General features: G+C 65.1%; 29 protein-coding genes and 1 tRNA gene. 26 read left to right on the forward strand and 4 right to left on the reverse strand.

The window, feature by feature from the left end:
• Window positions 1-3: 3 nt before the first annotated feature.
• The 21 genes from ACFPFG_RS11565 (at window position 4) to ACFPFG_RS11665 (ending at window position 11011) form a co-directional block, all read left to right on the forward strand.
• Window positions 4-1065: a hypothetical protein gene (locus tag ACFPFG_RS11565; RefSeq protein ID WP_380106629.1), complete on the forward strand. Its 1062-nt coding sequence runs from the start codon at window positions 4-6 to the stop codon at window positions 1063-1065.
• 67 nt (window positions 1066-1132) lie between these two features.
• Window positions 1133-1423 carry a hypothetical protein gene (locus tag ACFPFG_RS11570; protein ID WP_380106631.1) on the forward strand — a complete coding sequence of 97 codons (291 nt, stop codon included), beginning with the start codon at window positions 1133-1135 and terminating at the stop codon, window positions 1421-1423.
• Window positions 1424-1425: 2 nt separating this feature from the next.
• Window positions 1426-1671 (forward strand): hypothetical protein, encoded by a 246-nt coding sequence (locus ACFPFG_RS11575; protein ID WP_380106633.1) that lies wholly within the window; start codon window positions 1426-1428, stop codon window positions 1669-1671.
• On the forward strand, window positions 1668-1883 hold the full coding sequence (locus ACFPFG_RS11580) for a hypothetical protein (RefSeq protein WP_380106634.1): 216 nt from the start codon (window positions 1668-1670) through the stop codon (window positions 1881-1883). The genes ACFPFG_RS11575 and ACFPFG_RS11580 overlap by 4 nt, the downstream gene beginning before the upstream one ends.
• Window positions 1880-2179 (forward strand): hypothetical protein, encoded by a 300-nt coding sequence (locus ACFPFG_RS11585; protein ID WP_380106490.1) that lies wholly within the window; start codon window positions 1880-1882, stop codon window positions 2177-2179. Before ACFPFG_RS11580 ends, ACFPFG_RS11585 begins: the two co-directional genes overlap by 4 nt.
• Window positions 2180-2378: 199 nt before the next feature.
• Entirely contained in the window at window positions 2379-3029 is a 651-nt protein-coding gene (locus ACFPFG_RS11590) for an ATP-binding protein (protein WP_380106492.1), read from the forward strand.
• A 49-nt stretch (window positions 3030-3078) separates the two neighbouring features.
• Window positions 3079-3750: a hypothetical protein gene (locus ACFPFG_RS11595; protein ID WP_380106494.1), complete on the forward strand. Its 672-nt coding sequence runs from the start codon at window positions 3079-3081 to the stop codon at window positions 3748-3750.
• 43 nt (window positions 3751-3793) lie between these two features.
• Window positions 3794-4288: a siphovirus Gp157 family protein gene (locus ACFPFG_RS11600; protein WP_380106495.1), complete on the forward strand. Its 495-nt coding sequence runs from the start codon at window positions 3794-3796 to the stop codon at window positions 4286-4288.
• A gap of 7 nt (window positions 4289-4295) precedes the next feature.
• A complete protein-coding gene (locus ACFPFG_RS11605; RefSeq protein WP_380106496.1) occupies window positions 4296-4787 on the forward strand; it encodes a hypothetical protein in 492 nt (163 codons plus the stop codon).
• A 164-nt stretch (window positions 4788-4951) separates the two neighbouring features.
• On the forward strand, window positions 4952-5554 hold the full coding sequence (locus tag ACFPFG_RS11610; protein WP_380105554.1) for a hypothetical protein: 603 nt from the start codon (window positions 4952-4954) through the stop codon (window positions 5552-5554).
• The gene (locus ACFPFG_RS11615) at window positions 5551-7026 is read left to right on the forward strand and encodes a hypothetical protein (protein WP_380106636.1); all 1476 of its coding nucleotides are present in this window, start codon (window positions 5551-5553) and stop codon (window positions 7024-7026) included. Before ACFPFG_RS11610 ends, ACFPFG_RS11615 begins: the two co-directional genes overlap by 4 nt.
• Window positions 7023-7250 carry a hypothetical protein gene (locus ACFPFG_RS11620; RefSeq protein ID WP_380105558.1) on the forward strand — a complete coding sequence of 76 codons (228 nt, stop codon included), beginning with the start codon at window positions 7023-7025 and terminating at the stop codon, window positions 7248-7250. The genes ACFPFG_RS11615 and ACFPFG_RS11620 overlap by 4 nt, the downstream gene beginning before the upstream one ends.
• Window positions 7251-7252: 2 nt before the next feature.
• The gene (locus ACFPFG_RS11625) at window positions 7253-7666 is read left to right on the forward strand and encodes a hypothetical protein (protein ID WP_380105560.1); all 414 of its coding nucleotides are present in this window, start codon (window positions 7253-7255) and stop codon (window positions 7664-7666) included.
• A gap of 38 nt (window positions 7667-7704) precedes the next feature.
• Window positions 7705-7938 carry a hypothetical protein gene (locus ACFPFG_RS11630; RefSeq protein ID WP_380105562.1) on the forward strand — a complete coding sequence of 78 codons (234 nt, stop codon included), beginning with the start codon at window positions 7705-7707 and terminating at the stop codon, window positions 7936-7938.
• On the forward strand, window positions 7939-8187 hold the full coding sequence (locus ACFPFG_RS11635; protein WP_380105564.1) for a hypothetical protein: 249 nt from the start codon (window positions 7939-7941) through the stop codon (window positions 8185-8187).
• Window positions 8184-8408: a hypothetical protein gene (locus ACFPFG_RS11640; RefSeq protein WP_380105566.1), complete on the forward strand. Its 225-nt coding sequence runs from the start codon at window positions 8184-8186 to the stop codon at window positions 8406-8408. Before ACFPFG_RS11635 ends, ACFPFG_RS11640 begins: the two co-directional genes overlap by 4 nt.
• Window positions 8405-9274, forward strand: a complete 870-nt coding sequence (locus ACFPFG_RS11645) for a hypothetical protein (protein WP_380106638.1) — start codon at window positions 8405-8407, stop codon at window positions 9272-9274. Before ACFPFG_RS11640 ends, ACFPFG_RS11645 begins: the two co-directional genes overlap by 4 nt.
• Complete coding sequence (locus tag ACFPFG_RS11650; RefSeq protein ID WP_380106639.1) at window positions 9271-9510, forward strand: hypothetical protein; 240 nt, start codon at window positions 9271-9273, stop codon at window positions 9508-9510. The genes ACFPFG_RS11645 and ACFPFG_RS11650 overlap by 4 nt, the downstream gene beginning before the upstream one ends.
• Before the next feature lie 66 nt (window positions 9511-9576).
• The gene (locus ACFPFG_RS11655; RefSeq protein ID WP_380106641.1) at window positions 9577-9879 is read left to right on the forward strand and encodes a hypothetical protein; all 303 of its coding nucleotides are present in this window, start codon (window positions 9577-9579) and stop codon (window positions 9877-9879) included.
• 26 nt (window positions 9880-9905) lie between these two features.
• Entirely contained in the window at window positions 9906-10271 is a 366-nt protein-coding gene (locus ACFPFG_RS11660; RefSeq protein WP_380106643.1) for a helix-turn-helix domain-containing protein, read from the forward strand.
• 266 nt (window positions 10272-10537) lie between these two features.
• The gene (locus tag ACFPFG_RS11665) at window positions 10538-11011 is read left to right on the forward strand and encodes a site-specific integrase (protein ID WP_380106645.1); all 474 of its coding nucleotides are present in this window, start codon (window positions 10538-10540) and stop codon (window positions 11009-11011) included.
• A 78-nt stretch (window positions 11012-11089) separates the two neighbouring features.
• On the opposite strand, the gene ACFPFG_RS11670 is transcribed toward ACFPFG_RS11665, so the two are convergent.
• A tRNA-Ser gene (locus ACFPFG_RS11670) sits at window positions 11090-11179 on the reverse strand.
• A gap of 33 nt (window positions 11180-11212) precedes the next feature.
• Window positions 11213-12529, reverse strand: coding sequence for a serine--tRNA ligase (gene serS / locus ACFPFG_RS11675; RefSeq protein WP_183018834.1), 1317 nt, complete (start codon window positions 12527-12529; stop codon window positions 11213-11215).
• Between the two features lie 137 nt (window positions 12530-12666).
• On the opposite strand from serS, the gene ACFPFG_RS11680 reads away from it, so the two are divergent.
• Window positions 12667-13365: a CBS domain-containing protein gene (locus ACFPFG_RS11680; RefSeq protein WP_183018833.1), complete on the forward strand. Its 699-nt coding sequence runs from the start codon at window positions 12667-12669 to the stop codon at window positions 13363-13365.
• A gap of 75 nt (window positions 13366-13440) precedes the next feature.
• On the opposite strand, the gene ispH is transcribed toward ACFPFG_RS11680, so the two are convergent.
• Together ispH and ACFPFG_RS11690 are read right to left on the reverse strand one after the other, a co-directional pair.
• Window positions 13441-14439 (reverse strand): 4-hydroxy-3-methylbut-2-enyl diphosphate reductase, encoded by a 999-nt coding sequence (gene ispH, locus ACFPFG_RS11685; RefSeq protein ID WP_197957216.1) that lies wholly within the window; start codon window positions 14437-14439, stop codon window positions 13441-13443.
• A gap of 1 nt (window position 14440) precedes the next feature.
• Entirely contained in the window at window positions 14441-14911 is a 471-nt protein-coding gene (locus tag ACFPFG_RS11690; RefSeq protein WP_012203830.1) for an FKBP-type peptidyl-prolyl cis-trans isomerase, read from the reverse strand.
• A gap of 97 nt (window positions 14912-15008) precedes the next feature.
• Between ACFPFG_RS11690 and radC the strand changes: the two genes are divergently transcribed.
• From radC to ACFPFG_RS11710, 4 genes are all read left to right on the forward strand, one after another.
• Complete coding sequence (gene radC / locus ACFPFG_RS11695) at window positions 15009-15689, forward strand: RadC family protein (RefSeq protein WP_197957217.1); 681 nt, start codon at window positions 15009-15011, stop codon at window positions 15687-15689.
• A gap of 49 nt (window positions 15690-15738) precedes the next feature.
• Window positions 15739-16251, forward strand: coding sequence for a sigma-70 family RNA polymerase sigma factor (locus ACFPFG_RS11700; protein ID WP_183018830.1), 513 nt, complete (start codon window positions 15739-15741; stop codon window positions 16249-16251).
• 8 nt (window positions 16252-16259) lie between these two features.
• Entirely contained in the window at window positions 16260-17252 is a 993-nt protein-coding gene (locus ACFPFG_RS11705) for a FecR family protein (RefSeq protein ID WP_380106649.1), read from the forward strand.
• Between the two features lie 98 nt (window positions 17253-17350).
• Window positions 17351-19921 (forward strand): TonB-dependent siderophore receptor, encoded by a 2571-nt coding sequence (locus ACFPFG_RS11710; RefSeq protein ID WP_380106651.1) that lies wholly within the window; start codon window positions 17351-17353, stop codon window positions 19919-19921.
• Window positions 19922-19969 lie beyond the last annotated feature (48 nt).

Raw genomic sequence — 19969 nt, forward strand, 5'->3', positions numbered from 1 at the left:
CCCATGAAGAACCCTGAAGTTGCAGAACTGCGCGAGGCCTTGAGGCAGTTGCTCACGGACATGTTCATAGCCCAAGGAAATATGCGCGATGCTGCGAAGCGCGATCCGGCATGGGAGGGCTGTGCAGAAGCAATACAGCCTCGCGTGGATGCAGCAAGGGCGGCTCTCGAAAAGTATCCCGAGGCATCGGCAATATCGGAGGGGGACGTAGAAACAGTTTCACTCCCGGCAAAAGAGTGGAACGCAATGGCATTTTGGCTGGGGCGCTGCGAGGACAAAGGACATCTTGAGCGCTGTTCTGACCTTATGGAGCCCTGGGAGGAATTGCAGGCGGCCATCTTGGCAATGGACTCCAGGCGCTCCAGCACTGCGCCGATGCAATCTGAGGAGATGACGATGGAATCTAGAACAGCTTCTTTGGACGGCTGCACCGACCCGTACAACTGTCGTCGCTGCTCCGCTCCTGTCCATGCAAGAGATGGCCTGCACCACGCTGGAATCCCATTCCGTAGCTCCGATATTCCTGAAAACATTCGATATAAGCAGGTGGCGGGGTCTGGCAACTGCATGCAGTGTTCTATGGCTTTCATGCTGGGCCTGCGCATCGACCAGGTGCCGGATTTCGCGGCCAGCGGCAGCCCACAGCAGTGCTGGGAGCTGTTCGAGTCGTTCGCCGCGTCTCAGGGCTACAGCGCAGTGATGATCCCAGGCAACCGCTCATTTGAGGCCGACTACCTTGTGTCCGGCACTTCCCCGCGCGGTACGCCACACATGGTCGTGATGAATGACGGGCGCCTGGTGCATGACCCCCACCCATCGAACGCTGGCCTGAGTGACGTGCAGTGCGTATGGCTCCTGGCGCGCCGATCTTTGGCCGCAGAAAACGCCGAAGCGAAGGTAGCCAGACCGAATTTTGGTGGCAGGCCATACCCAGAAATTGGCGAGCTGGTGCAGGACCTCAACAACTGCATCAACGAATACGTGGGCCAGATCCCGCTCGCGGCCGCCATCGGCGCGCTACACATCGTTGAGCACGGGCTGCTGCAACCCGAGGAGTCCCCATGACCCCGCCCATCCAACTCCCCCAGAACCCGCACCTCCCGGCGGGTTTCGCTTTTCAGGAGCCACCGCAATGCAACGAGTGACCCCTTCCGAGCCCTTCAACCCCGATCCCGACGCCCGCTACCTGCGCGAGTGCTCGCGGCCCGGCCCGGTGCATGAGCCAGACGCCGATGGCGTGCCCGGCGGCTGGCTGCTCGCTGTGCTGGTTGTGCTGGCCACAGTCGGCTGCAGCCAGGCCGAAGCCCAGGAGCCCCAGCCCACGCCCGAGGAGCAGCGCATTGCACGCGCCGCAGCCCGGGCATGCGAGGGCGGCACGCCCATCTGGGCCGACGGATTCCATACATGTGCACAGGAGAAATGACCATGCCCGAATACGCATTCCCGGGCCTCAACGCCCAGTTCACCGGCATCAGCAGCGACGGCGACGAGCGCTACGAGATCGCGCCCAGCGGCGGGATGACCTTGCGCGACTACTTCGCAGCCAAGGCAATTGCGGGCGTGTTTGCAGACAGTCTGGGAGACAAGCTCTATTGCGAAGCCATTGCGGAGCGCGCCTATTTTCTGGCCGACGCCATGCTGCGCGCCCGCGAGAAGGAGCCCAGCTCATGACGCGCGAGCACCCCAACACCGACGAGCTGCTGCGCATCGCGGAGATCAACGGCGGGCTGGCGCACGCGCTCCAGGCCCTGCTGGCCATCGTCAAAGACAGCGCGGGCGTGGCCGGCTACCAGAGCAGCCCTGGGCCCGTCTCCTGGAGCCACTTCTGGGAAGTGGACCTCGCCGAGAAGGCTCTCAAGAAATTCATGGGAGAAAAAGCATGACGAACAAACACACCCCCGGCCCGTGGCGCATTGGGAAGCACTATGGCGCCGTGGTGGCCGATCACCCTGTGCCCGAGATGAGCGGCTCGGACCATGTTGAAGCATACGGCGGGCACATGGTGGGCGAGTCAATTGCCCCACGGAACCGGGCGCTGATCGCCGCAGCGCCCGAAATGCTCGATCTGCTCAAGGAGTTCCAGGCGTTCGTGCGGGATGGCAACTACTTCGGCTACCCGCTGGGCTCCGTCCAAAGGCTGGACGAGTTGATCGCCAAGGCCAGCGCGGAGGCTCCATGAACGCCCTGCTCTATCTCTTCCTGTGGCTCGGGATCAGCGCATTGACGCTGGCCCTGGCCGCCATCAACTCCGGCGCCTTCTAGCGCAACCGAGATCACCATGGCCTATCACTACGACCTCGCTGAATCCATGGCAGAGGAAGCCTCCTGCCGACAAATGGAGCACGACCAAGCACCCCAAGCAACTCAAGGAAAAAACCATGTCCATTGCAACAATGATCCTCGGCAACTCGGGCAGCGGGAAGTCAACGAGCCTGCGCAACCTGGACCCAGATAAGACGCTGCTGATCCAGTGCATCAATAAACCTCTGCCGTTCCGCGCAGGCGGCTGGAAGCCTTGCAGCAAAGAGAATCCGCAAGGGAGCGTAATTCGCACCGACAGCCCTGAAAAGATCCTGCGCATCCTGGAGGGCAGCACAAAGGAAATCGTCGTGATTGACGACTATCAGGCTGTGCTGATCAACGAGCTGATCTCCCGAAGCAACGAGCGCGGCTACGACAAATTCACGGACATCGCCAAGAACGCCTGGAGCGTATTCCAAACCGCTGGAAAGCTGGCCGAACACCGGCGCGTCTACATCATGACGCACACCCAGACCGACGAGACCGGGCAGGTGAGGATGAAGACGGTCGGGAAGATGGTGGACAGCATGATTGTCCCAGAGGGCTATTTCACGATCGTCCTGCGCACCGAGCTGATCAACGGGCAGTACCTATTTGCCACCCAGACCAACGGCCAGGACTGCTGCAAGTCCCCAATGGGCATGTTCCAAGACCACCACATACCCAACGATCTCGCCGATGTGGACTCAAAGATATGCGAGTTCTACGGCTCCACCGAAACCGCCTAACAGGGCGGTTTTTCTTTTCCAAGCGCCACCAAGCAAAGGACCAAGCGCAATGTACCAACTCGACACATCAGCAGCTCGTGAAGCCGAGAACGTCAGCAACTACCTGTCCGAAACGGGGAAGTACAAGGGCAAGTTCACCAGGGCCGAAAAGCTGGTGAGCACGAAGAAGGGAACGCACGGCATCGGCTTCACATTCGAGACAGATTCGAAGCAGACCACGCGCTTCGACATCTGGACGATGAATGCCCAAAACGAGTACCTGGGCGGCTTCAAGGCCGTGAACGCCATCATGGCCTGCATGAAGCTGAAATCCCTGTCTGAGGGCCGGGCTGAGGTCGAGCGCTACGACTACGAGGCGAAGCAGCGCTACAAGGAAGAAGCAGACGTGTTCCCCGATCTCGTTGGCAAGCCTATCGGCTTGGTGCTGGTCAACACGGAATACGAAAAGATGCGCGATGGCCAAAAGACTGGCGAAACAGGATGGCGCCTGGAGCTTGTCGCGCCATTCGAGGCGGCTACCGGCTTCACTGCCTCCGAGATCCTGGACCGCGCAACGCAAGCGAAGAAGCTGGATGCGTTGGCTTCCATGCTGGCAGATCGCCCGCTGAAGAACCGCCCAGCGCCACGCCAAAGCGCCGGACATGCGCAAAACGGCGGTCCGCCTGCTGGGCATCCAGCCAACGCTGGTTTTGCCCCGAGCGATGACGACTTTCCCTATTGATGCGTAAGGGGGCGCTTCGGCGCCCTCTTCTTTTGGAGAAATCATGAACATCACTCTGTTCGATGCAGCGCAGCAAGTGCGCGAGGCCATGGGGGAGATTGACCCAGACACAGGAGAGATTTCCGAATCCTACGCAGGCAGTGTGGCCCTGTTCGAGCAGAAGGCCGTGGCGTGCGTGGCCTATGCAAAGGATGAAGAAGTGAACATCGCTGCAGCCAAGGCGATGCTCAAGCAGATGCAGGAGAAGCTGAGGGCCCGGGAAGATCGCCTTGTCCGCTTCAAGGCATACATGGCTGACTGCATGCAGGCTACCGGCATCACCGAGGTCAAGCATGAAAACGGCCTGTTCGGCGCAAAGCTGTACTTTGGGCGCGATGAGGTTGTTGTGCTGTCTGATGGCTATCAGTTCCCGCCAGAGCTTTGCAATGAGCCAAAGCCGCCAGAACCCAGCAAGACCAAGATCAAGGCTGCCATCAAGGCAGGCCAGCCGGTCAGCGGGGCTCAAATCATCCGCAAAGATCGACTCGTCATCAGCTGAGGCCCCCATGCAACTCAACAGAGCCCAGCGCCGCGCGGCCAAGAAGCAGCGGCGCCCTGTTCGTGGTGCTGGGCACATCCAGTTGCCCATCAACATCCGATTCGGCAAGGCAGACGAGACTCAGCTACAGCTTGTCCCGCTCGGTCTCGCCACCACGCTGATCGAAGGCACTGCCGACGAATCGACGTGGCACACGCTGACGCTGCGGATCAACTGGGGCAGGTTCCTGGCGAGCGACTACTTCCCAGATGCAGAAGCTGCGATGGTGGCTGCACAGGACGCAATGCGCTCCATCAGCGCCCGTCATGACCGCGCACAGACCTGGGGAGCATCCAAGCCAGAGTACGACGCTATCTACGAGGCCCTACGCATCTGCAATGAGATGCAGCAGCAGTGCACGCGGCGAGAGCTTCGTGACGCATTGGAGCGCGTGTACGCGGCCAACGAGTACCACCAGAAGGTAACGGCGATCAAAAACCGGCTCGACGTCAGAGCCTGACACTCCCCTCCCCCGAAGCCCTCCCGGTGCATGCCGCGAGGGCTTTCCTGTTTCCGCCCCATGACCCCGACCCCACCCCCGGCCTGCCAGCAGTTGCTGCAGCGCGCAGGCCACGTCATCCAAACCACTGCAGCGCATTGGCGGCTGCTCAACAAGGAAGCCTCATGACAGCAACGAAGCAACAGCCCGAAATGATCCTGGCCAGCTCCCCCGAAGCCGCAAGCATTCAGACCGTCACCGGCTGGGTTTCGCGCGGCGGTAGGTTCTGGGGCAACGACGAGCACATGGCGCGCTACTGTGGATCGACCCACAGGCTTTGCGAAGCCAACCCCGAGCACGGCCCGGTCGAAAACCGCTCCTACTGCGAGGCGTGCCACGCTGAAAAGAACGAGACCAAGTGGCAGGCCATGCCGAAGGCGCCTCTTTCTGAGGAGCTGTTGCCGCTGTGCGTCTTCGACAGCGATCGCTACTTCTTCGACCTCGATGACCTGAGCGACTGGCTGGAGGAGCACGAACTAAATCCAGCAGACGTTCGCCTCGTGCAATGCAAGCCAGTGCACGCGCAGCCCATCGACCCCAATGAGCACTTCATGGACGACCTGCCAGAAGACGGCGAGGTCCCGGATGAGCTGCGCGAGGCATTCGATGTCCTGAACGCAGTGATTGCGACGTGCAAGCCGCTCTGCTGGCGGCCCGCAAACGAGCTGGGCGTCCTGCTCCCCGCCGACTTCCTCAACCCCGCCGACACCACGGAGCAAGCAGCATGACAGCAACAAAGATCCAGCCCGGCGACGACCTGCACCTGACGTCGCTGATGGCGCCCCACTCCCTGAACTTCGTCACCGGCGCAGACCGCGCAGCACTGCTGGCGTATGGCCGGGACGTGTTTGCCGCAGGCCTCGCCGGGGCAGCTCCTGCCGCTGTGGCGCCCCAGGGCGACAAGGATGATTCCCTACTGCTCTGCGCGTCCGACCTGCAGCACAGCGCTATCTACGACAGCCATTCTGAAATGCAGGATTGCGCGCGCTCCGTGGCAGATCGCATCAAAGCACTGGCAGCGCCCGCCCTGGAAGCGCCTCCCGCTGTGGCGCCTCAGGGCGAGGGTTGGCGCAAGCCCACGACCTACCTCCAGCGATTCGGTGACGCTATCGCTCTGCTGTGCCATGGACGGCGCCCTGACGACCTGGTGCTCACGAGCTGGTTGGACGGGACCAGCGACGTTCTGCAGCAGTTCGCCATTGATAACGGTCCGGCCTGGGCTCAAGGTATCGGTTTGATCGACGCAGCAACCATCGCTGCAGATCAGCCGACAGAGGGTGTTGCGCACGAGATGCGCGCCGATCGGCCTGCCGCTGTGGCTGGGCCGGCCATCGACCGGGCTGCAACACTGGCAGCAATTGACGATCTTTCGGAGCCGAGTTGGACGGGATACGAGTGCCCCAACACATGGGCCGATGGTTTGTCAGCCGCGCGCGCGGTAGTGCAGTCTGCCCCGGCAGCGCCCGCCCTGGAAGCGCCTGCAGCCCCCGTCGGCTCGGCTCGCCAATTCATCGAATGGATGTACTCCCAGCCAGAGGACCGCGAGCCGACCACAGCAGAAGGCGCGCTGCTGGAATTTGAGGCTCACCTCGCGGCAGCAGCGCCCCAGGCACCTGCTGCGCCCACACCCATGGCTTGGCCCGTTGCGCGCGAGGAACTGCTGGACTGGGCAAGGTTTGCAGACACGGCCAAGGGATACAGCGACCTGCCCAACATTCGATACAGCATGGGGACCTTGGCAATGGTTTTGACCAACCTTGCATCCAAGGCCCCGATGGCAGCACCTGCTGCGCCCTGGAAGGACCACCAGACCGCGCGCCTGGTCAACGACCTGCGCGACTGCGCGATCAAGTACCACGGCGCCGGGCAACTGCGCGAGCGTATCGCACACATCGTTGTGCCACTGTGCGATCAGCTCAAGGGCGCTCTGGCAGCACCTGCTGCGCCTGCAGTGGATGCACTGGCGCCCGTGCAGGCCCTGCTGGACGTGCACGCCGCATTGCTGGATGCCAACCCCTACGCCTACTTCGAGCTGGCGTACACGCGGCAGACAGGCTGGATGGCGTGGATCACGGACAAGCCGATGTACGGCGCTCAGCTCATCAACCCCGACCGCAAGGTGCTGGCGCGCGGCCAGGGCGACACGGCCGCCGCAGCATGCGCAGCCGCAGCCCAGGCCAAGGAAGGCGGTGACCAATGAGCCGCAGCCTCGGACACAAGGCCCTGCACAAGAAGGTCCAGAAGGAGGGCGGCCTGGACGCCGAGGGCAGGAAGATGTTCGCAGACGGCCTGCCCTGTCCACCCGACAACGGCGATCACGGGAAAGACCACGCTCGCGCGAAAGGGTGGCGCCGTGCGGCCGCTGAAGCACGGCAGCCCAAGAACCGCAAGGCCGCAGCCCAGGCAGCAGCCAAGGGGACGTGAGCATGGGATACACCCTGAACCCGCGAAACAAGGCGGCAGGCGACTTCAACGCCGGCGGATTCTCGTGGCCGTGGATGTTGGATGCCGGCGTTGGCCTGCCCCTGGGCTATGGCAAGGCCTTCGTGCCTGGGCAGTACGTCGCGCGGAATCGCAAGGATGGACTGTGCGTTTCCACAAACGATGGCGCCCGGGTCTCGGCCTCCGAGGCGAAGCAGATGGCGCAGATCGCTCGCTGGGTGGCCGACCTGCAGGACAGCCTGTATGCCGAGTGGGAAAAGATGCCGGCCAGCGAACAGCAGCGCATGCGTGACGACCGCACCCGCCTTTACACCCTGCCCGTGCGCCGCGACTTCGTTGAGGAAACGCGCGCATTTGCTGACTGGGCCGAGAAGTCTGGAGGCTTCCGTGTCTGGTAACGAACCCGCGCGCCCCACTGGGCACAAGGAGAGCTGACATGGACCTCAACTACCTGTTCGCCTTGGGCCTGGGGGTCCTCGGCGGCGGCCTGGCCGTGCTCGTCCTCTGGATGCGCTCACCGGACGGCATGGATGCCGAGCGCTACCGCTGGCTCAAGGCCACCACCAACCACGTCACCAGCGGCGGCGAGCGCATCGACATTCGTGGCCGTGCCGACGAGTGGGACGCAATCATCGACAAGCAGCGCGCCCAGGCGCACAAGGAGAGCTGAATGGCCGAAAAAGCAAAGCGCGTTTCGCGCGAAGAGATCCTCAAGATGCTGAACATTCATTCCGATGGGGCCATGACATACCACATCGCAAACTGCGTCGGCTTCCGTGGCAACGCCGCTCCCGTGCGCCGTGAGCTGGAAAAGATGATGCGAGATGGCGCGGTGGAGCATGCCCCCGACAACATCTATGCCCGTCAGATCAAGTGGCGCCTGAAGCGCGCCCAGGCGCAGCAGAAAGGACGTGCATGAAGCGGGCAACACTGGAAGAGGCCACGCGCGCCAATGCTGATCTCTACGTGTTCAACGCCGTGATCAGCATGCTCGAAGGTGCCAGCGCGCCCAGCATGGAGCACTTCGACGCCACGCAGCGAATCATCAAGCTCTGCGCCGCAGAACGGCAGCGAGCCTGGAAGCGGATGCACGAGGCCAGCGAACAGTTGCTGGCAGCCGAGAAAGGACAGACCCCGTGACCACAGCACCAACACCCTCCGAAGCGGAGCGCCTGGCCCGAGGCCTTGAGGAAGGCTTCTGCGGCTACGCGGCATGGCTCCAGCCAGCCGCCGCCGAGCTGCGCCGCCTGCAGGCCGACAACGAGGCCATGCGCGAGACGCTGGAGTTCGTGGAGCGCTGGGCCGTGCATCACGCCAGCAAGCCGCACATGACAGCGGAACTGGCCCTGGGCAGCATCCAGCACCACCCCGAAATCCGCGCCATCACCGAGCGCTATGCAGACAGCAAGAGGCCGGACGCCTTCGACCCATACGCCCGCATCGCAGAGCTGGAGGCCAAAGAGGAGTTCAAGCCAGACTGGGCAGGATTTCGCCAGGGCCGAGAGGTCGGCATGGCAGAGATGGAAGAGAAGCTTGCAGCAGAAGCACGCGCCACGGCCGAGCACAAGCTGCGCGCTGACCAGCTGGCCCAGCAGCACCGCATGCAGGCCCAGATGCATGCTCAGGCCACCCAGCAATTGGCAGAGCTGGAGGCGCGCAAGCCGCTGCCGCTGAGCTACCGTGCCGGCGCGATGGCAAGCAGCATCGACGGCGGCGCCACGGTCAGCCTGCACTTCAACGACGCCGCCGAGGCCGAGGCGTGGTTCGTGGCGATCACGGATCAGCACGACGCCTGTCTGGTTGACAAATCGCCGAATCTGCAAGAACCGCTGGTTGACAAAACCGCGAATTCGCAAAATCGGACCGCATCGCTGATCGCCAGCCGCGAGGTTGTCTCAGACGGCCCCTTGCGCGTCACGCGCCTGCACCTCACCGAGGAGGGCCGCGCCGGGCTCACGTCAAAGGCCACCGGCCCGCTGCCTGGCATCACCGGAGGATCGTCATGACGTACGCAGAGATCATCGCAGCCTGGAACGCCCAGGCTGACGCAATGAACCAGTGGGCCGAGCTTAGCGAGCAGGAGAAGGTCGAGTGGGCGTGGAAATGCGCGCTTGAGAAAGCCGCCAAGACATGCGATGACCTCCCGGTGCCCGGCGAGTTCCAGCGCGACGGCGCGTGGGCCTGGGAAAAGGGCTGCGACGCCGCTGCTGACGCCATCCGAGCCAGAAAGGACCAGCCATGAGCAAGCGAGCCACAGGACCAGCAACCAGAGCCCGCACCAGCGGGTTCTTTTATTTGAGGGGATGACATGGCAACTACCGACCGCGACACGTTGAACGCGATCATGACGGTTATACAGCGTCACATGCCTCCAGATGGGCCGTCTGACAAGGAATCACTGAGCGAGATCATTGTCCTTATGGACAGCTGGATCGGCCCAGGAGATCACGACTTTGACATTTTGTACAGGGCTTTTCAGTTGATGCCTGCGGAAATTCCATTGCGCATGAAGCGCCAGATCTCTGTGAATTGCGGATGGTCTGGGAGCCTGGTCTCCAGGGCGTACGCAGAGATCAGAGCAGCACTTACCGAAAACACCACGCCCCGCTAGTCGGGGCTTTTTCTTTGGAGGAACAGATGAACGCACAGCAAGCCGCAGAGTTTCTGCAAGTTTCCAAGCGCTACGTCTATACACTGGCCGCCCCCGACGGCCCTATCCCATGCCTTCGCGTCGGGCGAAAGGTGATTTTTGATGAAACTGATTTGATGGAATTCAAACTCTCATGTCGATCTACCGTGACAAAGAAAGAGGCTGCTACGTTTTCGAGTTCTCGCGCCGTATTGACGGGCGCCGAGTCCGCGCTACAAAAGCTCTTCCGAAAACGTGGTCTAGAGCCCAGGCTGACGCCTACGACCGGCAAGAATCAGCACGGCTATATTCGACAAGTACAGGATTGCAGAAAGAAGAGCGCTCAATCGAGGACGCTGTCACTTGTTACTTGACCGAGAGGGCTCCGGCCCTCAAGCAAGGCGCTAATGTTGAGCGAGAGCTTTGTTTGATCTTCTGGGCCTACCAAGGCCGGAAGCTCTCTGAACTTCCTCAGGTATGCCGGGAATACGCTCAGAAAGCCGTGAACGCTGATGGGCGCCCGCTTGCACCGGCTTCGATCAGGAATCGCATTCGCTACCTCACCGCCGCCTGTCGGTATGCGTGGAGACATCATGACTACTGCGACCACGACCCAGGAGAGAAAGTCGCAGTCCCTGAGGTGAAGAACGAGCGTCACCACTACATCGACCGTGCAGCGATGCTCAACATAGCCAAGCTGGTGCGCCACAGGATGACCCGGATGGCGATCCGGATGGCCTTCTATTCCGGGATGCGTCTGAGCGAGATTTTGGCGGCGCGTGTAATGGGCTCAAACTGGGTGCTGGATGACACAAAGAACGGCGAGCGCCGGATTGTGCCGATTCATCCGAAGGTTTCGGTTTGCGCTCGCAGATTCCGGCAATGCCCAAAGATCACGATCCAGGCCAACTGGCGCAAGGCGAGGGACGCTGCAGGACTTCCTGAGTTGCACTTCCACGACCTGAGGCACAGCACAGCAAGTGCGATGCTTAAGGCCGGCGTGGACCTCTACACCATAGGGAAGGTTCTTGGGCACAAGGACAGCCGAAGTACCCAACGGTACAGCCATCTTTCAACCGAGGCGATTACACGCGCCGTCAGGAAGATTGGCTAGTTGTCCAGATTTTTACCAGCACGGCAAAAACAGAAACGCCCAGTGCTATTTTTTATGTAGCACTGGGCGTAATGTTTCTGGCGGAGAGGGAGGGATTCGAACCCTCGGTACGTTCGCACGTACGCCTGATTTCGAGTCAGGTACAATCGACCACTCTGCCACCTCTCCGCAGCGTCGAAGCTGAAATTATAGCCTAAAAATTCAGGCCTTCAGCAAAGCCTGTCCGCCCATGTAAGGACGCAGCGCCTCGGGGATGGTCACCGAACCATCGGCGTTCTGGTAGTTCTCCAGCACAGCCACCAGCGTGCGGCCCACGGCCAGGCCGGAACCGTTGAGGGTGTGCACCAGCTCGTTCTTGCCCTGGGCGTTCTTGAAGCGTGCCTGCAGGCGGCGTGCCTGGAAGGCCTCGCAGTTGGAGACCGAGCTGATCTCGCGGTAGGTGTTCTGCGCAGGCAGCCAGACTTCCAGGTCATAGGTCTTGGCCGCGCCAAAGCCCATGTCGCCCGTGCACAGGCTCATCACGCGGTAGGGCAGGCCCAGCTTCTGCAGCACGGCCTCGGCATGGCCGGTCATCTCTTCCAGCGCCTCGTAGCTCTTTTCCGGATGCACGATCTGCACCATCTCGACCTTGTCGAACTGGTGCTGGCGGATCATGCCGCGCGTGTCGCGGCCATAGCTGCCGGCCTCGGAGCGGAAGCAGGGGCTGTGGGCCGTGAGCTTGATGGGCAGCTGGTCCTCGGCCACGACCACGTCGCGCACGAAGTTGGTCAGCGGCACCTCGGCCGTGGGAATCAGGTAGAGCGCCGCGTTGTCGGGCACGGGTTCGCCGTCCTGGCCGCCCTTCTTGGCGGCGAACAGGTCGCCCTCGAACTTGGGCAACTGGCCCGTGCCCTTGAGCGAGTCGGCATTGACGGCGTAGGGCACATAGCACTCGGTGTAGCCATGCGAGTCGGTCTGCAGGTCGATCATGAACTGCGCCAGGGCGCGGTGCAGGCGGGCGATCGGGCCCTTCATCACGGTGAAGCGCGAGCCCGACAGCTTGACGCCCATGTCGAAGTCCAGGCCCAGCGGCTGGCCCACGTCCACATGGTCCTTGACCTCGAAATCAAAGGCCCTGGGCGTGCCCCAGCGGCGCGCCTCCACATTGCCGCTTTCGTCCGCACCGACGGGCACGCTGTCGTGCGGCAGGTTGGGCACGGCCAGAAGCATGGTCTGCAGCTCGCCCTGGATCTGCTCCAGGCGCGTGGCCGACTGGTCCAGCTCGGTCTTGAGGCTGCCGACTTCGGCCTTGGCGGCCTCGGCAGCGTCCTTCTCGCCCTTGCCCATCAGCATGCCGATCTGCTTGGACAGCTGGTTGCGCTTGGACTGCAGCTCCTCGGTCCGCGTCTGCAGGGACTTGCGCTCTGCTTCCAGGGACTGGAAGGCCTCCACATTCAGGAAGGCCTGGGGCTTTTTGCGGGTCTCCAGCCGTGCGACGGCCGAGTCAAGGTCTTTGCGAAGAAGAAGGATATCGAGCATAGCCGGCAATTTTAGGCGGTATCGCCATGGCAGCGCCCGCCCCTGGGCGTTGGGGGTCTTGCCGCTACAGAAATCCCGCGCCAGCGCCGATACTTCCAATATGCCGCCCACAGCGGTTTGCGCACCCGGGAGCACCCATGTTTTTTGTCTTCGGTCCCAACGGACAGATGTTTCGCGGTCCCGCCGAGCGGCTGGGCCAGGTGGCGCCCGTGCGCCGCGTGCAGCGGCCGCAGGCCCTGCGTACACGCTCGGCCGATGTGATGGCGGGCGACGCCGCCGCCTCGTTCCCCGCCATCCTGGCCGACCTCGCGGGCCAGCCGGCCAGCGCGCCGGAGCCGGCCCCGCGCAGCCGCGGCGCCGTCGATGCCTACCTTTCCACGGAAAAAGGCCCCAGCCAGCCACGCCAGCCCCTGCAGACCGTGGCCGACGTGATGAGCCACGAGGCCGTGACGGTATCGCCCGAGGCCGGTGTCAACGACGCCTGGCGCGTGCTGGCCGAGCATGGCGTGGCCCAGGCGCCCGTGCTGGATGCCGGTGGCCGCGTGGTCGGGCTGCTGCTGCGCGCCGACATGGCGCCGCTGGACCTGCTGCCCGAGCCCGGTGCGATCAAGGACGCCATTGCCCTGGCGCGCCGGCCCGTGAACGAGGTCATGATCTCCCCCATCCCCACGGTGGCCACCACCACCGACCTGCGCCGCGTGGCCGGCGTGCTGCTGGAGACCGGCCTGCCGGGCCTGCCCGTGACCGATGAACAAGGCCTGCTGGCAGGCTTCATCAGCCGCACCGACATCCTGCGCGCCGTGGCCTCCGATCCTCCGCTGGATCTGTGGAGCTGAGGCTTTCGGCCCCACCATGCAAAACGGGCGCCCGGCGCCCGTTTGCTTTTGGCCAATGTCCGCTGCGCCTGCGGTTCAGCCGCCCGTCTCGGGCTGCTTGCCCACGGAGATCTCCAGGCCCGTGGCCGCGTCGATCTTCAGGCCCTTGGGCAGCGGGAACTTGACCGTCTCCTCGATGCCATCCATCTTGCGCACCGACAGCGCGCCCAGCTGGCGCAGGCGCTGTATGACCTCGTCCACCAGCACCTCGGGGGCGGAGGCGCCGGCCGTCAGGCCCACGCGCCCGGCCTTGGCAAACCATTCCTCGCGCAGCTCGCCCGCGTTGTCCACCATGTAGGCGGGGGTTCCCAGGCGCGCGGCCAGCTCGCGCAGGCGGTTGCTGTTGGAGCTGGTGGGGCTGCCCACGACGATGAGCACATCCACCTGCGGCGCCAGCACCTTGACGGCGTCCTGCCGGTTTTGCGTGGCATAGCAGATGTCCTGCTGCTTGGGCTCGCGCACCTGCGGAAAGCGGGCGCGGATGGCCGCCGTGATGCCTGCGGCATCGTCCACCGACAGCGTGGTCTGCGTGACCACGGCCAGCTTCTCGGTCTGGCGGGGGTTGACGCGGGCCACATCGGCCTCGTCCTCGACCAGGTGGATGCCCTCGGACAGCTGGCCCATGGTGCCCTCGACCTCGGGATGCCCCTTGTGGCCGATCATCAGGAACTCGTAGCCTTCCTTGGCGAGCTTGGCCACTTCCACATGCACCTTGGTCACCAGCGGACAGGTGGCGTCGAAGATGGAGAAACCGCGCCGCCGCGCCTCGTCCTGCACCGCCCGGCTCACGCCGTGGGCGCTGAACACCAGGGTGGAGCCGGGCGGAACGTCGTCCAGCTCCTCGATGAAGATCGCGCCCTTGGCCTTGAGATCGTTGACCACGAAGGTGTTGTGCACGATCTCGTGGCGCACGTAGATGGGCGCGCCGAACTTGGCCAGCGCACGCTCCACGATCTCGATGGCGCGGTCCACGCCGGCACAGAAGCCCCGGGGCTCGGCCAGCAGGATTTCCTGGGGCGAGGTCGAATCCAGCACCTCAGAGCACCCCGATGATCTGCACTTCGAAGGTCACCGGCTGGCCCGCCAGCGGGTGGTTGAAGTCGAACAGCACGGCGCCGTCCTCGCGCACCTGCACCACGGCACCCGCGTAGCTGCCCAGGCCGTCGGGCGTGGGGAACTGCACCACGTCGCCGGGCGCGTACTGCTCGTGCGGGTCGCCCAGCTCGTTCATCAGCTTGCGCGCCACCCACTGCATCATGTCGCCGTTGCGCTCGCCAAAGGCTTCGCCGGCCGGCATCTCGAACGTGGTGCGCGTGCCTTCGGCCAGGCCCAGCAGCCGTTGCTCGACGGCGGGCGACAGCTCGCCCGCGCCCAGGGACAGCGTGGCGGGCTTGTCGTTGAAGGTGTTGATCACATCGCCTGCAGGACCGGACAGGCGGTAGTGCAGCGTGAGGAACGAGCCGGTCTGGACCGTGGGGAGGGCCGAGGAAGAAGCGCTAGAGGTCATGGAAGTCCCGATAAACTGGCCCGTATTGTAGAAAAACATCCATGCCCCCACGCCCCGTGCAACGGTGTCCCTGCGGCGCCCCCCACCTGGCTGAACCATGGCTCTCAAAGACCTGCCCGCCCAGGCCCAGCCGCGCGAAAAGCTCGCGGCACACGGCCCCTCGGCGCTTTCCGACATCGAACTGCTGGCCATCGTGCTGCGCACCGGCATGGCCGGCAAGGGCGTGCTGCAACTGGCCCAGGAACTGCTGCAGCTACCCGGCCGGGCCGGCCTGTCCGGGCTGCTGCAGGCCGGGCACGCGGACCTGAGGGCCATCAAGGGGCTGGGGCCTTCCAAGTGCGCGCAACTCCTGGCCGTGCTCGAACTGGCGCGCCGCGCCATGGCCGAGCAACTGCGCGAGCGCCCGGCCCTGGCCTCGCCCGAGGCCGTGGCGCGCTACCTGCAGCTGCACCTGGCGGCGCGCCAGCATGAGGTCTTCGCCGTGCTGTTCCTGGACAGCCAGCACCGGCTGATCGCGCTGGAGGAAATGTTCCGGGGCACGCTCACGCGCACCAGCGTCTACCCCCGGGAGGTGGTGCTGCGCGCCCTGCACCACCATGCGGGCGCCGTCATCCTGGCCCACAACCATCCCAGCGGCCATGTCCAGGCCAGCGCCGCGGACAGGGCCGTCACGCAGAGCCTGCAGGCCGCCCTGGGCCTGGTGGACATCCAGGTGCTGGACCATGTGATCGTGGCGCCCGGTGCCTCGCTGTCCATGGCCGGCGAGGGGCTGCTGTAGGCAGACTCTGTAAAATGAGAAAAATTCTCATTTGCAAAGCCGCTGCACCATGCCCTCCCCGTCCACCGCCGACCCGGTGCACACGCTCTACGTCGCCCACCATGACTGGCTGCACGGCTGGCTGCGGCGCAAGCTGGGCAATTCCCACCAGGCCGAGGACCTGGCGCATGACACCTTCGAGCGCGTGGTGGCGTCCCGGCAGGCCCATGCCATCCAGGAGCCGCGCGCCTACCTGACCACGCTGGCCCAGCGGGTGCTCTACAACTTCTGGCGCAGGCGCGAGCTGGAGCAGGCCTGGCTCGATGCGCTGGCCACGCTGCCCGAGGAAGTGGCGCCCTCCCCCGAGGACTACGCCCTGGTGCGCGAAGCCATCGAGGCCCTGGACCAATGGCTGGACGGCCTGCCCCCGAAGGTGCGGCAGGCCTTCTTGCTGCGCCGGCTCGACGGCCTCAAGCACGCCGAGATCGCCGAAGCCATGGGCGTGTCCATTGCCACGGTGGAGCGCTACATGAAGCAGGCCCTGGTGCACCTGTACCTCTCGCCGCAGGCCTGCCCCGGCTGATCGCCTGCATGGATGCCGCCACCGATCAGGCCATCGACTGGCTGGTGCGCCTGGACTCGGGCCACGCCAGCGATGACGACCGCCGCGCCTTCGCCCACTGGCTGCGCCAGTCGCCCGGCCATGCCCAGGCCTGGGCCATGGTGCAGCAACGCCTGTCCGCCGGGGTGGAGCCCGCCCTTGTGCAGTTGCGCCGGCAGGGCGGGGGCACGGCGTCCCTGGGCCTGCAGGCGCTGGTGGCGCCCATCCCGAAGGCCGCGCGCAGGCGCGGCCTGTTGCGCGGTGGGTTGGCCGCCCTGCTGGCCAGCACCGCCACGGCCTGGCTGGTGCACCGGCAAACACCGCTGACCACGCTGGCCGCCGACCTGCGCACGGGCACCGGCCAGCGCAGCCACCACCGGCTGCCGGACGGCAGCGAGATCGAACTGGATGCCCGCTCGGCCGCCGACATTGCCTACAGCGACACCCGCCGCCTGGTGCGCCTGCGCGAAGGCGCGCTGCTGGCGCAGGTGGCTGCCAGCGCGCCGGGCCAGCCGCTGCGCCCGTTCGTCGTGCAAAGCGCCCAGGGCACGGCCCAGGCGCTGGGCACGCGCTTCATGGTGCGCCAGGCAGAAGGCAGCACCCTGGTGCATGTGCTGGAGCACAGCGTGCTGCTCACCAGCCTGAACGGCCGGCAGCACCGGCTGCAGGAGGGCCGCAGCGCCTGGATCGACGCCGACGGCATCCGCACGCAGGACACCGCCCACCTGGCGCCGGCCGCCTGGGCCGACGGCGTCATCGACGTGCGCGACCAGCCGCTGGGCGAGGTGATCGAAGCGCTGCGGCCCTACCAGGCCGGCATCATCCGCATCAGCCCCGAGGCCGCGCGCCTGCGGATCTTCGGCGTGTTCCAGCTGGCCCGGCCCGACCAGGTGCTGCAGGACCTGGTGGACACCCATCCCGTCAGCGTGCGCCGCTGGGGGGACTGGCTGACGGTGATCGACGTGCGAGACCGGTCCGCTTGAATCTTTTTTTGCGCCGCGTGAGGGGTTTTGCCGCCCTTGTCGCACATACGGAATGAAAGCCCTTCATTTCCACCGCAACGACAAGGACCTCCGACTCCATGGCCTCCGCACGCCGCCCTCTCCGTATCCCGCAGCCCGGCAGCACGCCCGCAAACCGCAGGCCGATCCCGCCGTCGCTGCTGCTGCCCGTGGCCGCCGCGCTGGCCTGGTCGCTGTCCGCACCGCCGCAGGCCTGGGCACAGCCGGCGGCGGCCAGCCCATCGCAGGCAGCCGCCACGCTGGAATGGAACCTGCCCGCCGGCGCGCTGGACGACTCGCTGGCGCGCATCGCCCGCCAGGCCCAGCGCAGCATCAGCGCCGATCCGGCCCTGCTGGCCGGCAAGCGCGCGCCCGCCATCCGGGGCAGCTACAGCGTGGAGCAGGCCGCCCAGCTGGCGCTGGCCGACAGCGGGCTGCGGCTGGCACGCACGCCCCAGGGCACGCTCACGGTGCTGGCCGCCCCCTCCGCGCCCGCAGCGTCATCGGCCACGGCAGTGCCGGGCCGCACCCAGGACCATGCGCTGGCCGAGGTCAAGGTGGTCGCCCAGGCCGACCGGCCGGGCACGACCGAAGGCACGGGCAGCTACACCGCGCGCGGCCCCAGCGGCGTGGCCACGGGCCTGGCGCTGAGCGTGCGCGACACGCCGCAGTCGGTCAGCGTGATGACCCAGCAGCGCATGGAGGACGAAAACCTCACCAGCATCAGCGACGTGCTGGCGCGCGTGCCGGGCATCTCCACCTCGGCTCTGGGCACCGAGCGCAGCAACGCCAATGCGCGCGGCTACCCCATCACCAACTACCAGCTCGACGGCGTCAGCACGCACACCGAATTCCTGGGCCTGGACGCCCTGCCCACGCAAAGCATTGCCGACATGGCGCTGTACGACCGCATCGAGGTGCTGCGCGGCGCCTCGGGCCTGACCACGGGAGCGGGCGATCCGTCCGGCATCGTCAACATGGTGCGCAAGAAGCCCACGGCGCAGTTCCAGGGCTCGGCCGAGGCCAGCGTGGGCTCCTGGGGCAACCGGCGCGGCGTGCTGGACCTGTCCTCGCCGCTCAACGCCTCGGGCAGCGTGCGCGGCCGCCTGGTCGCCGTGCACCAGGAGGGCGACAGCCACATCGACTTCTACAGCAGGAAAAAGGACGTGCTCTATGGCGTGATCGAGGCCGACCTGACCTCCACGCTCAAGCTCACCGCCGGGCTGGACCACCAGCGCGGCCGCTCGCGCGGCTCCATGGCCTACCTGGGCTTTCCGCTGTTCAGCAGCGACGGGCGGCAGACCGACTTCCCCGTCTCCTTCAACCCGGCCAGCCGCGACAACCGCTTCAACACCGACTCCACCAGCGCCTTCGTCACGCTGGAGCAGGCGCTGGCCAACCGGTGGCAGCTCAAGCTCTCGGCCAACTACCTGCGCTCCAACCAGCGCGAAGACGCGGTCTACCTGGCCGTCAACAACAGCCTGTTCGACCGGGAGACCGGCGATGGCCTGTCGCTCAACGCCGAGCGGCGCGACTACCGGCTGCGCAACAAATCCGTGGACATCAACCTGCGCGGCCCCTTCAACCTGGGCGGGCGCGAGCACGAGGCGGTGCTGGGCTTCGACTACACCGACTTCCAGAGCCTGACCGACGGCAGCTTCGACATCACGGGCCTGCGCAACAAGCCCGTCAACATCTACCAGTGGGACAGCAGCGGCAGCCCGGTGTTCGGCGACCGCTTCGTGGTCTTCGACAGCACGCGCCGCCAGACCAGCCTGTACGGCGCCGGCCGCTTCGCGCTGGCCGACGACCTCAAGCTCATCGTGGGCGGCAAGCTGTTCAACTACGACAGCGACTACCGCACCGACACCACGGACGGATACCACCAGACCTCGCCCTCGTCGGAGCGCCGCGTGTTCACGCCCTATGCAGGCCTGGTCTACACGCTGAACCCGCAGCACACGCTGTACGCCAGCTTTGCCACCATCTACAGCCCGCAGACCTCGCGCGACCGCAACGGCTCCTTCCTGGACCCGCAGGAAGGCAACACCTACGAGGCCGGCATCAAGAGCGAATTCCTGGACGGGCGCCTGGCCACCAGCGCCGCCGTCTACCTCATCCGCCAGGACAACCTGGCCGAGTCCGATCCCGGCCAGTTCATCCCGGGCACCACCACCACCGCGTCGCGCGCCATCAAGGGCGCCAAGACGCGGGGCCTGGACCTGGAAGTCAACGGCGCCATCAACCGCCAATGGTCGATTGCCGCTTCCTACAACTTCAGCAGCTCCGAAGACGCCACGGGCCAGCGCATCAACACCACCTTCCCGCGCCAGATGGCCCGCCTGTGGACCACCTACCGCATGCCCGGCGAATGGCGCAGGCTGACCGTAGGCGGTGGCGTCAACTGGAGCAGCGGCATCGAGTACAGCGGCGAAGCCTGGCAGGTCGGCAAGCAGGTCAGCGCACGCCAGGCCTCCTACGCCGTGGCCGGGCTCATGGCCCGCTATGACGTGAGCGACCAGCTGTCGCTGACGCTGAACGTCAACAACCTGTTCGACCGCAAGTACATCGCGGCCATGTCCGGCTGGTGGTACTCGGGCATGTACGGCGCGCCGCGCAATGTCCAGGTCAGCGCCCGCTATCGCTTCTAGACTCGCCAGCCATCGAGAGGGCGCCATGGCCGCCGGGGTGCCGAAATT

It is taken from the genome of Delftia deserti (assembly GCF_042653485.1).
In the GTDB taxonomy this organism is placed as follows: Bacteria; Pseudomonadota; Gammaproteobacteria; order Burkholderiales; family Burkholderiaceae_C; genus Comamonas; species Comamonas acidovorans.

What these genes read in the sequence shown, in the direction of transcription:
- ACFPFG_RS11565 (WP_380106629.1), top strand. Translation starts at nt 4, where the DNA reads ATGAAGAACCCTGAAGTTGCAGAACTGCGCGAGGCCTTGAGGCAGTTG.
- ACFPFG_RS11570 (WP_380106631.1), top strand. Translation starts at nt 1,133, where the DNA reads ATGCAACGAGTGACCCCTTCCGAGCCCTTCAACCCCGATCCCGACGCC.
- ACFPFG_RS11575 (WP_380106633.1), top strand. Translation starts at nt 1,426, where the DNA reads ATGCCCGAATACGCATTCCCGGGCCTCAACGCCCAGTTCACCGGCATC.
- ACFPFG_RS11580 (WP_380106634.1), top strand. Translation starts at nt 1,668, where the DNA reads ATGACGCGCGAGCACCCCAACACCGACGAGCTGCTGCGCATCGCGGAG.
- ACFPFG_RS11585 (WP_380106490.1), top strand. Translation starts at nt 1,880, where the DNA reads ATGACGAACAAACACACCCCCGGCCCGTGGCGCATTGGGAAGCACTAT.
- ACFPFG_RS11590 (WP_380106492.1), top strand. Translation starts at nt 2,379, where the DNA reads ATGTCCATTGCAACAATGATCCTCGGCAACTCGGGCAGCGGGAAGTCA.
- ACFPFG_RS11595 (WP_380106494.1), top strand. Translation starts at nt 3,079, where the DNA reads ATGTACCAACTCGACACATCAGCAGCTCGTGAAGCCGAGAACGTCAGC.
- ACFPFG_RS11600 (WP_380106495.1), top strand. Translation starts at nt 3,794, where the DNA reads ATGAACATCACTCTGTTCGATGCAGCGCAGCAAGTGCGCGAGGCCATG.
- ACFPFG_RS11605 (WP_380106496.1), top strand. Translation starts at nt 4,296, where the DNA reads ATGCAACTCAACAGAGCCCAGCGCCGCGCGGCCAAGAAGCAGCGGCGC.
- ACFPFG_RS11610 (WP_380105554.1), top strand. Translation starts at nt 4,952, where the DNA reads ATGACAGCAACGAAGCAACAGCCCGAAATGATCCTGGCCAGCTCCCCC.
- ACFPFG_RS11615 (WP_380106636.1), top strand. Translation starts at nt 5,551, where the DNA reads ATGACAGCAACAAAGATCCAGCCCGGCGACGACCTGCACCTGACGTCG.
- ACFPFG_RS11620 (WP_380105558.1), top strand. Translation starts at nt 7,023, where the DNA reads ATGAGCCGCAGCCTCGGACACAAGGCCCTGCACAAGAAGGTCCAGAAG.
- ACFPFG_RS11625 (WP_380105560.1), top strand. Translation starts at nt 7,253, where the DNA reads ATGGGATACACCCTGAACCCGCGAAACAAGGCGGCAGGCGACTTCAAC.
- ACFPFG_RS11630 (WP_380105562.1), top strand. Translation starts at nt 7,705, where the DNA reads ATGGACCTCAACTACCTGTTCGCCTTGGGCCTGGGGGTCCTCGGCGGC.
- ACFPFG_RS11635 (WP_380105564.1), top strand. Translation starts at nt 7,939, where the DNA reads ATGGCCGAAAAAGCAAAGCGCGTTTCGCGCGAAGAGATCCTCAAGATG.
- ACFPFG_RS11640 (WP_380105566.1), top strand. Translation starts at nt 8,184, where the DNA reads ATGAAGCGGGCAACACTGGAAGAGGCCACGCGCGCCAATGCTGATCTC.
- ACFPFG_RS11650 (WP_380106639.1), top strand. Translation starts at nt 9,271, where the DNA reads ATGACGTACGCAGAGATCATCGCAGCCTGGAACGCCCAGGCTGACGCA.
- ACFPFG_RS11655 (WP_380106641.1), top strand. Translation starts at nt 9,577, where the DNA reads ATGGCAACTACCGACCGCGACACGTTGAACGCGATCATGACGGTTATA.
- ACFPFG_RS11660 (WP_380106643.1), top strand. Translation starts at nt 9,906, where the DNA reads ATGAACGCACAGCAAGCCGCAGAGTTTCTGCAAGTTTCCAAGCGCTAC.
- serS (WP_183018834.1), bottom strand. Translation starts at nt 12,529, where the DNA reads ATGCTCGATATCCTTCTTCTTCGCAAAGACCTTGACTCGGCCGTCGCA.
- ACFPFG_RS11680 (WP_183018833.1), top strand. Translation starts at nt 12,667, where the DNA reads ATGTTTTTTGTCTTCGGTCCCAACGGACAGATGTTTCGCGGTCCCGCC.
- ACFPFG_RS11690 (WP_012203830.1), bottom strand. Translation starts at nt 14,911, where the DNA reads ATGACCTCTAGCGCTTCTTCCTCGGCCCTCCCCACGGTCCAGACCGGC.
- radC (WP_197957217.1), top strand. Translation starts at nt 15,009, where the DNA reads ATGGCTCTCAAAGACCTGCCCGCCCAGGCCCAGCCGCGCGAAAAGCTC.
- ACFPFG_RS11700 (WP_183018830.1), top strand. Translation starts at nt 15,739, where the DNA reads ATGCCCTCCCCGTCCACCGCCGACCCGGTGCACACGCTCTACGTCGCC.
- ACFPFG_RS11705 (WP_380106649.1), top strand. Translation starts at nt 16,260, where the DNA reads ATGGATGCCGCCACCGATCAGGCCATCGACTGGCTGGTGCGCCTGGAC.
- ACFPFG_RS11710 (WP_380106651.1), top strand. Translation starts at nt 17,351, where the DNA reads ATGGCCTCCGCACGCCGCCCTCTCCGTATCCCGCAGCCCGGCAGCACG.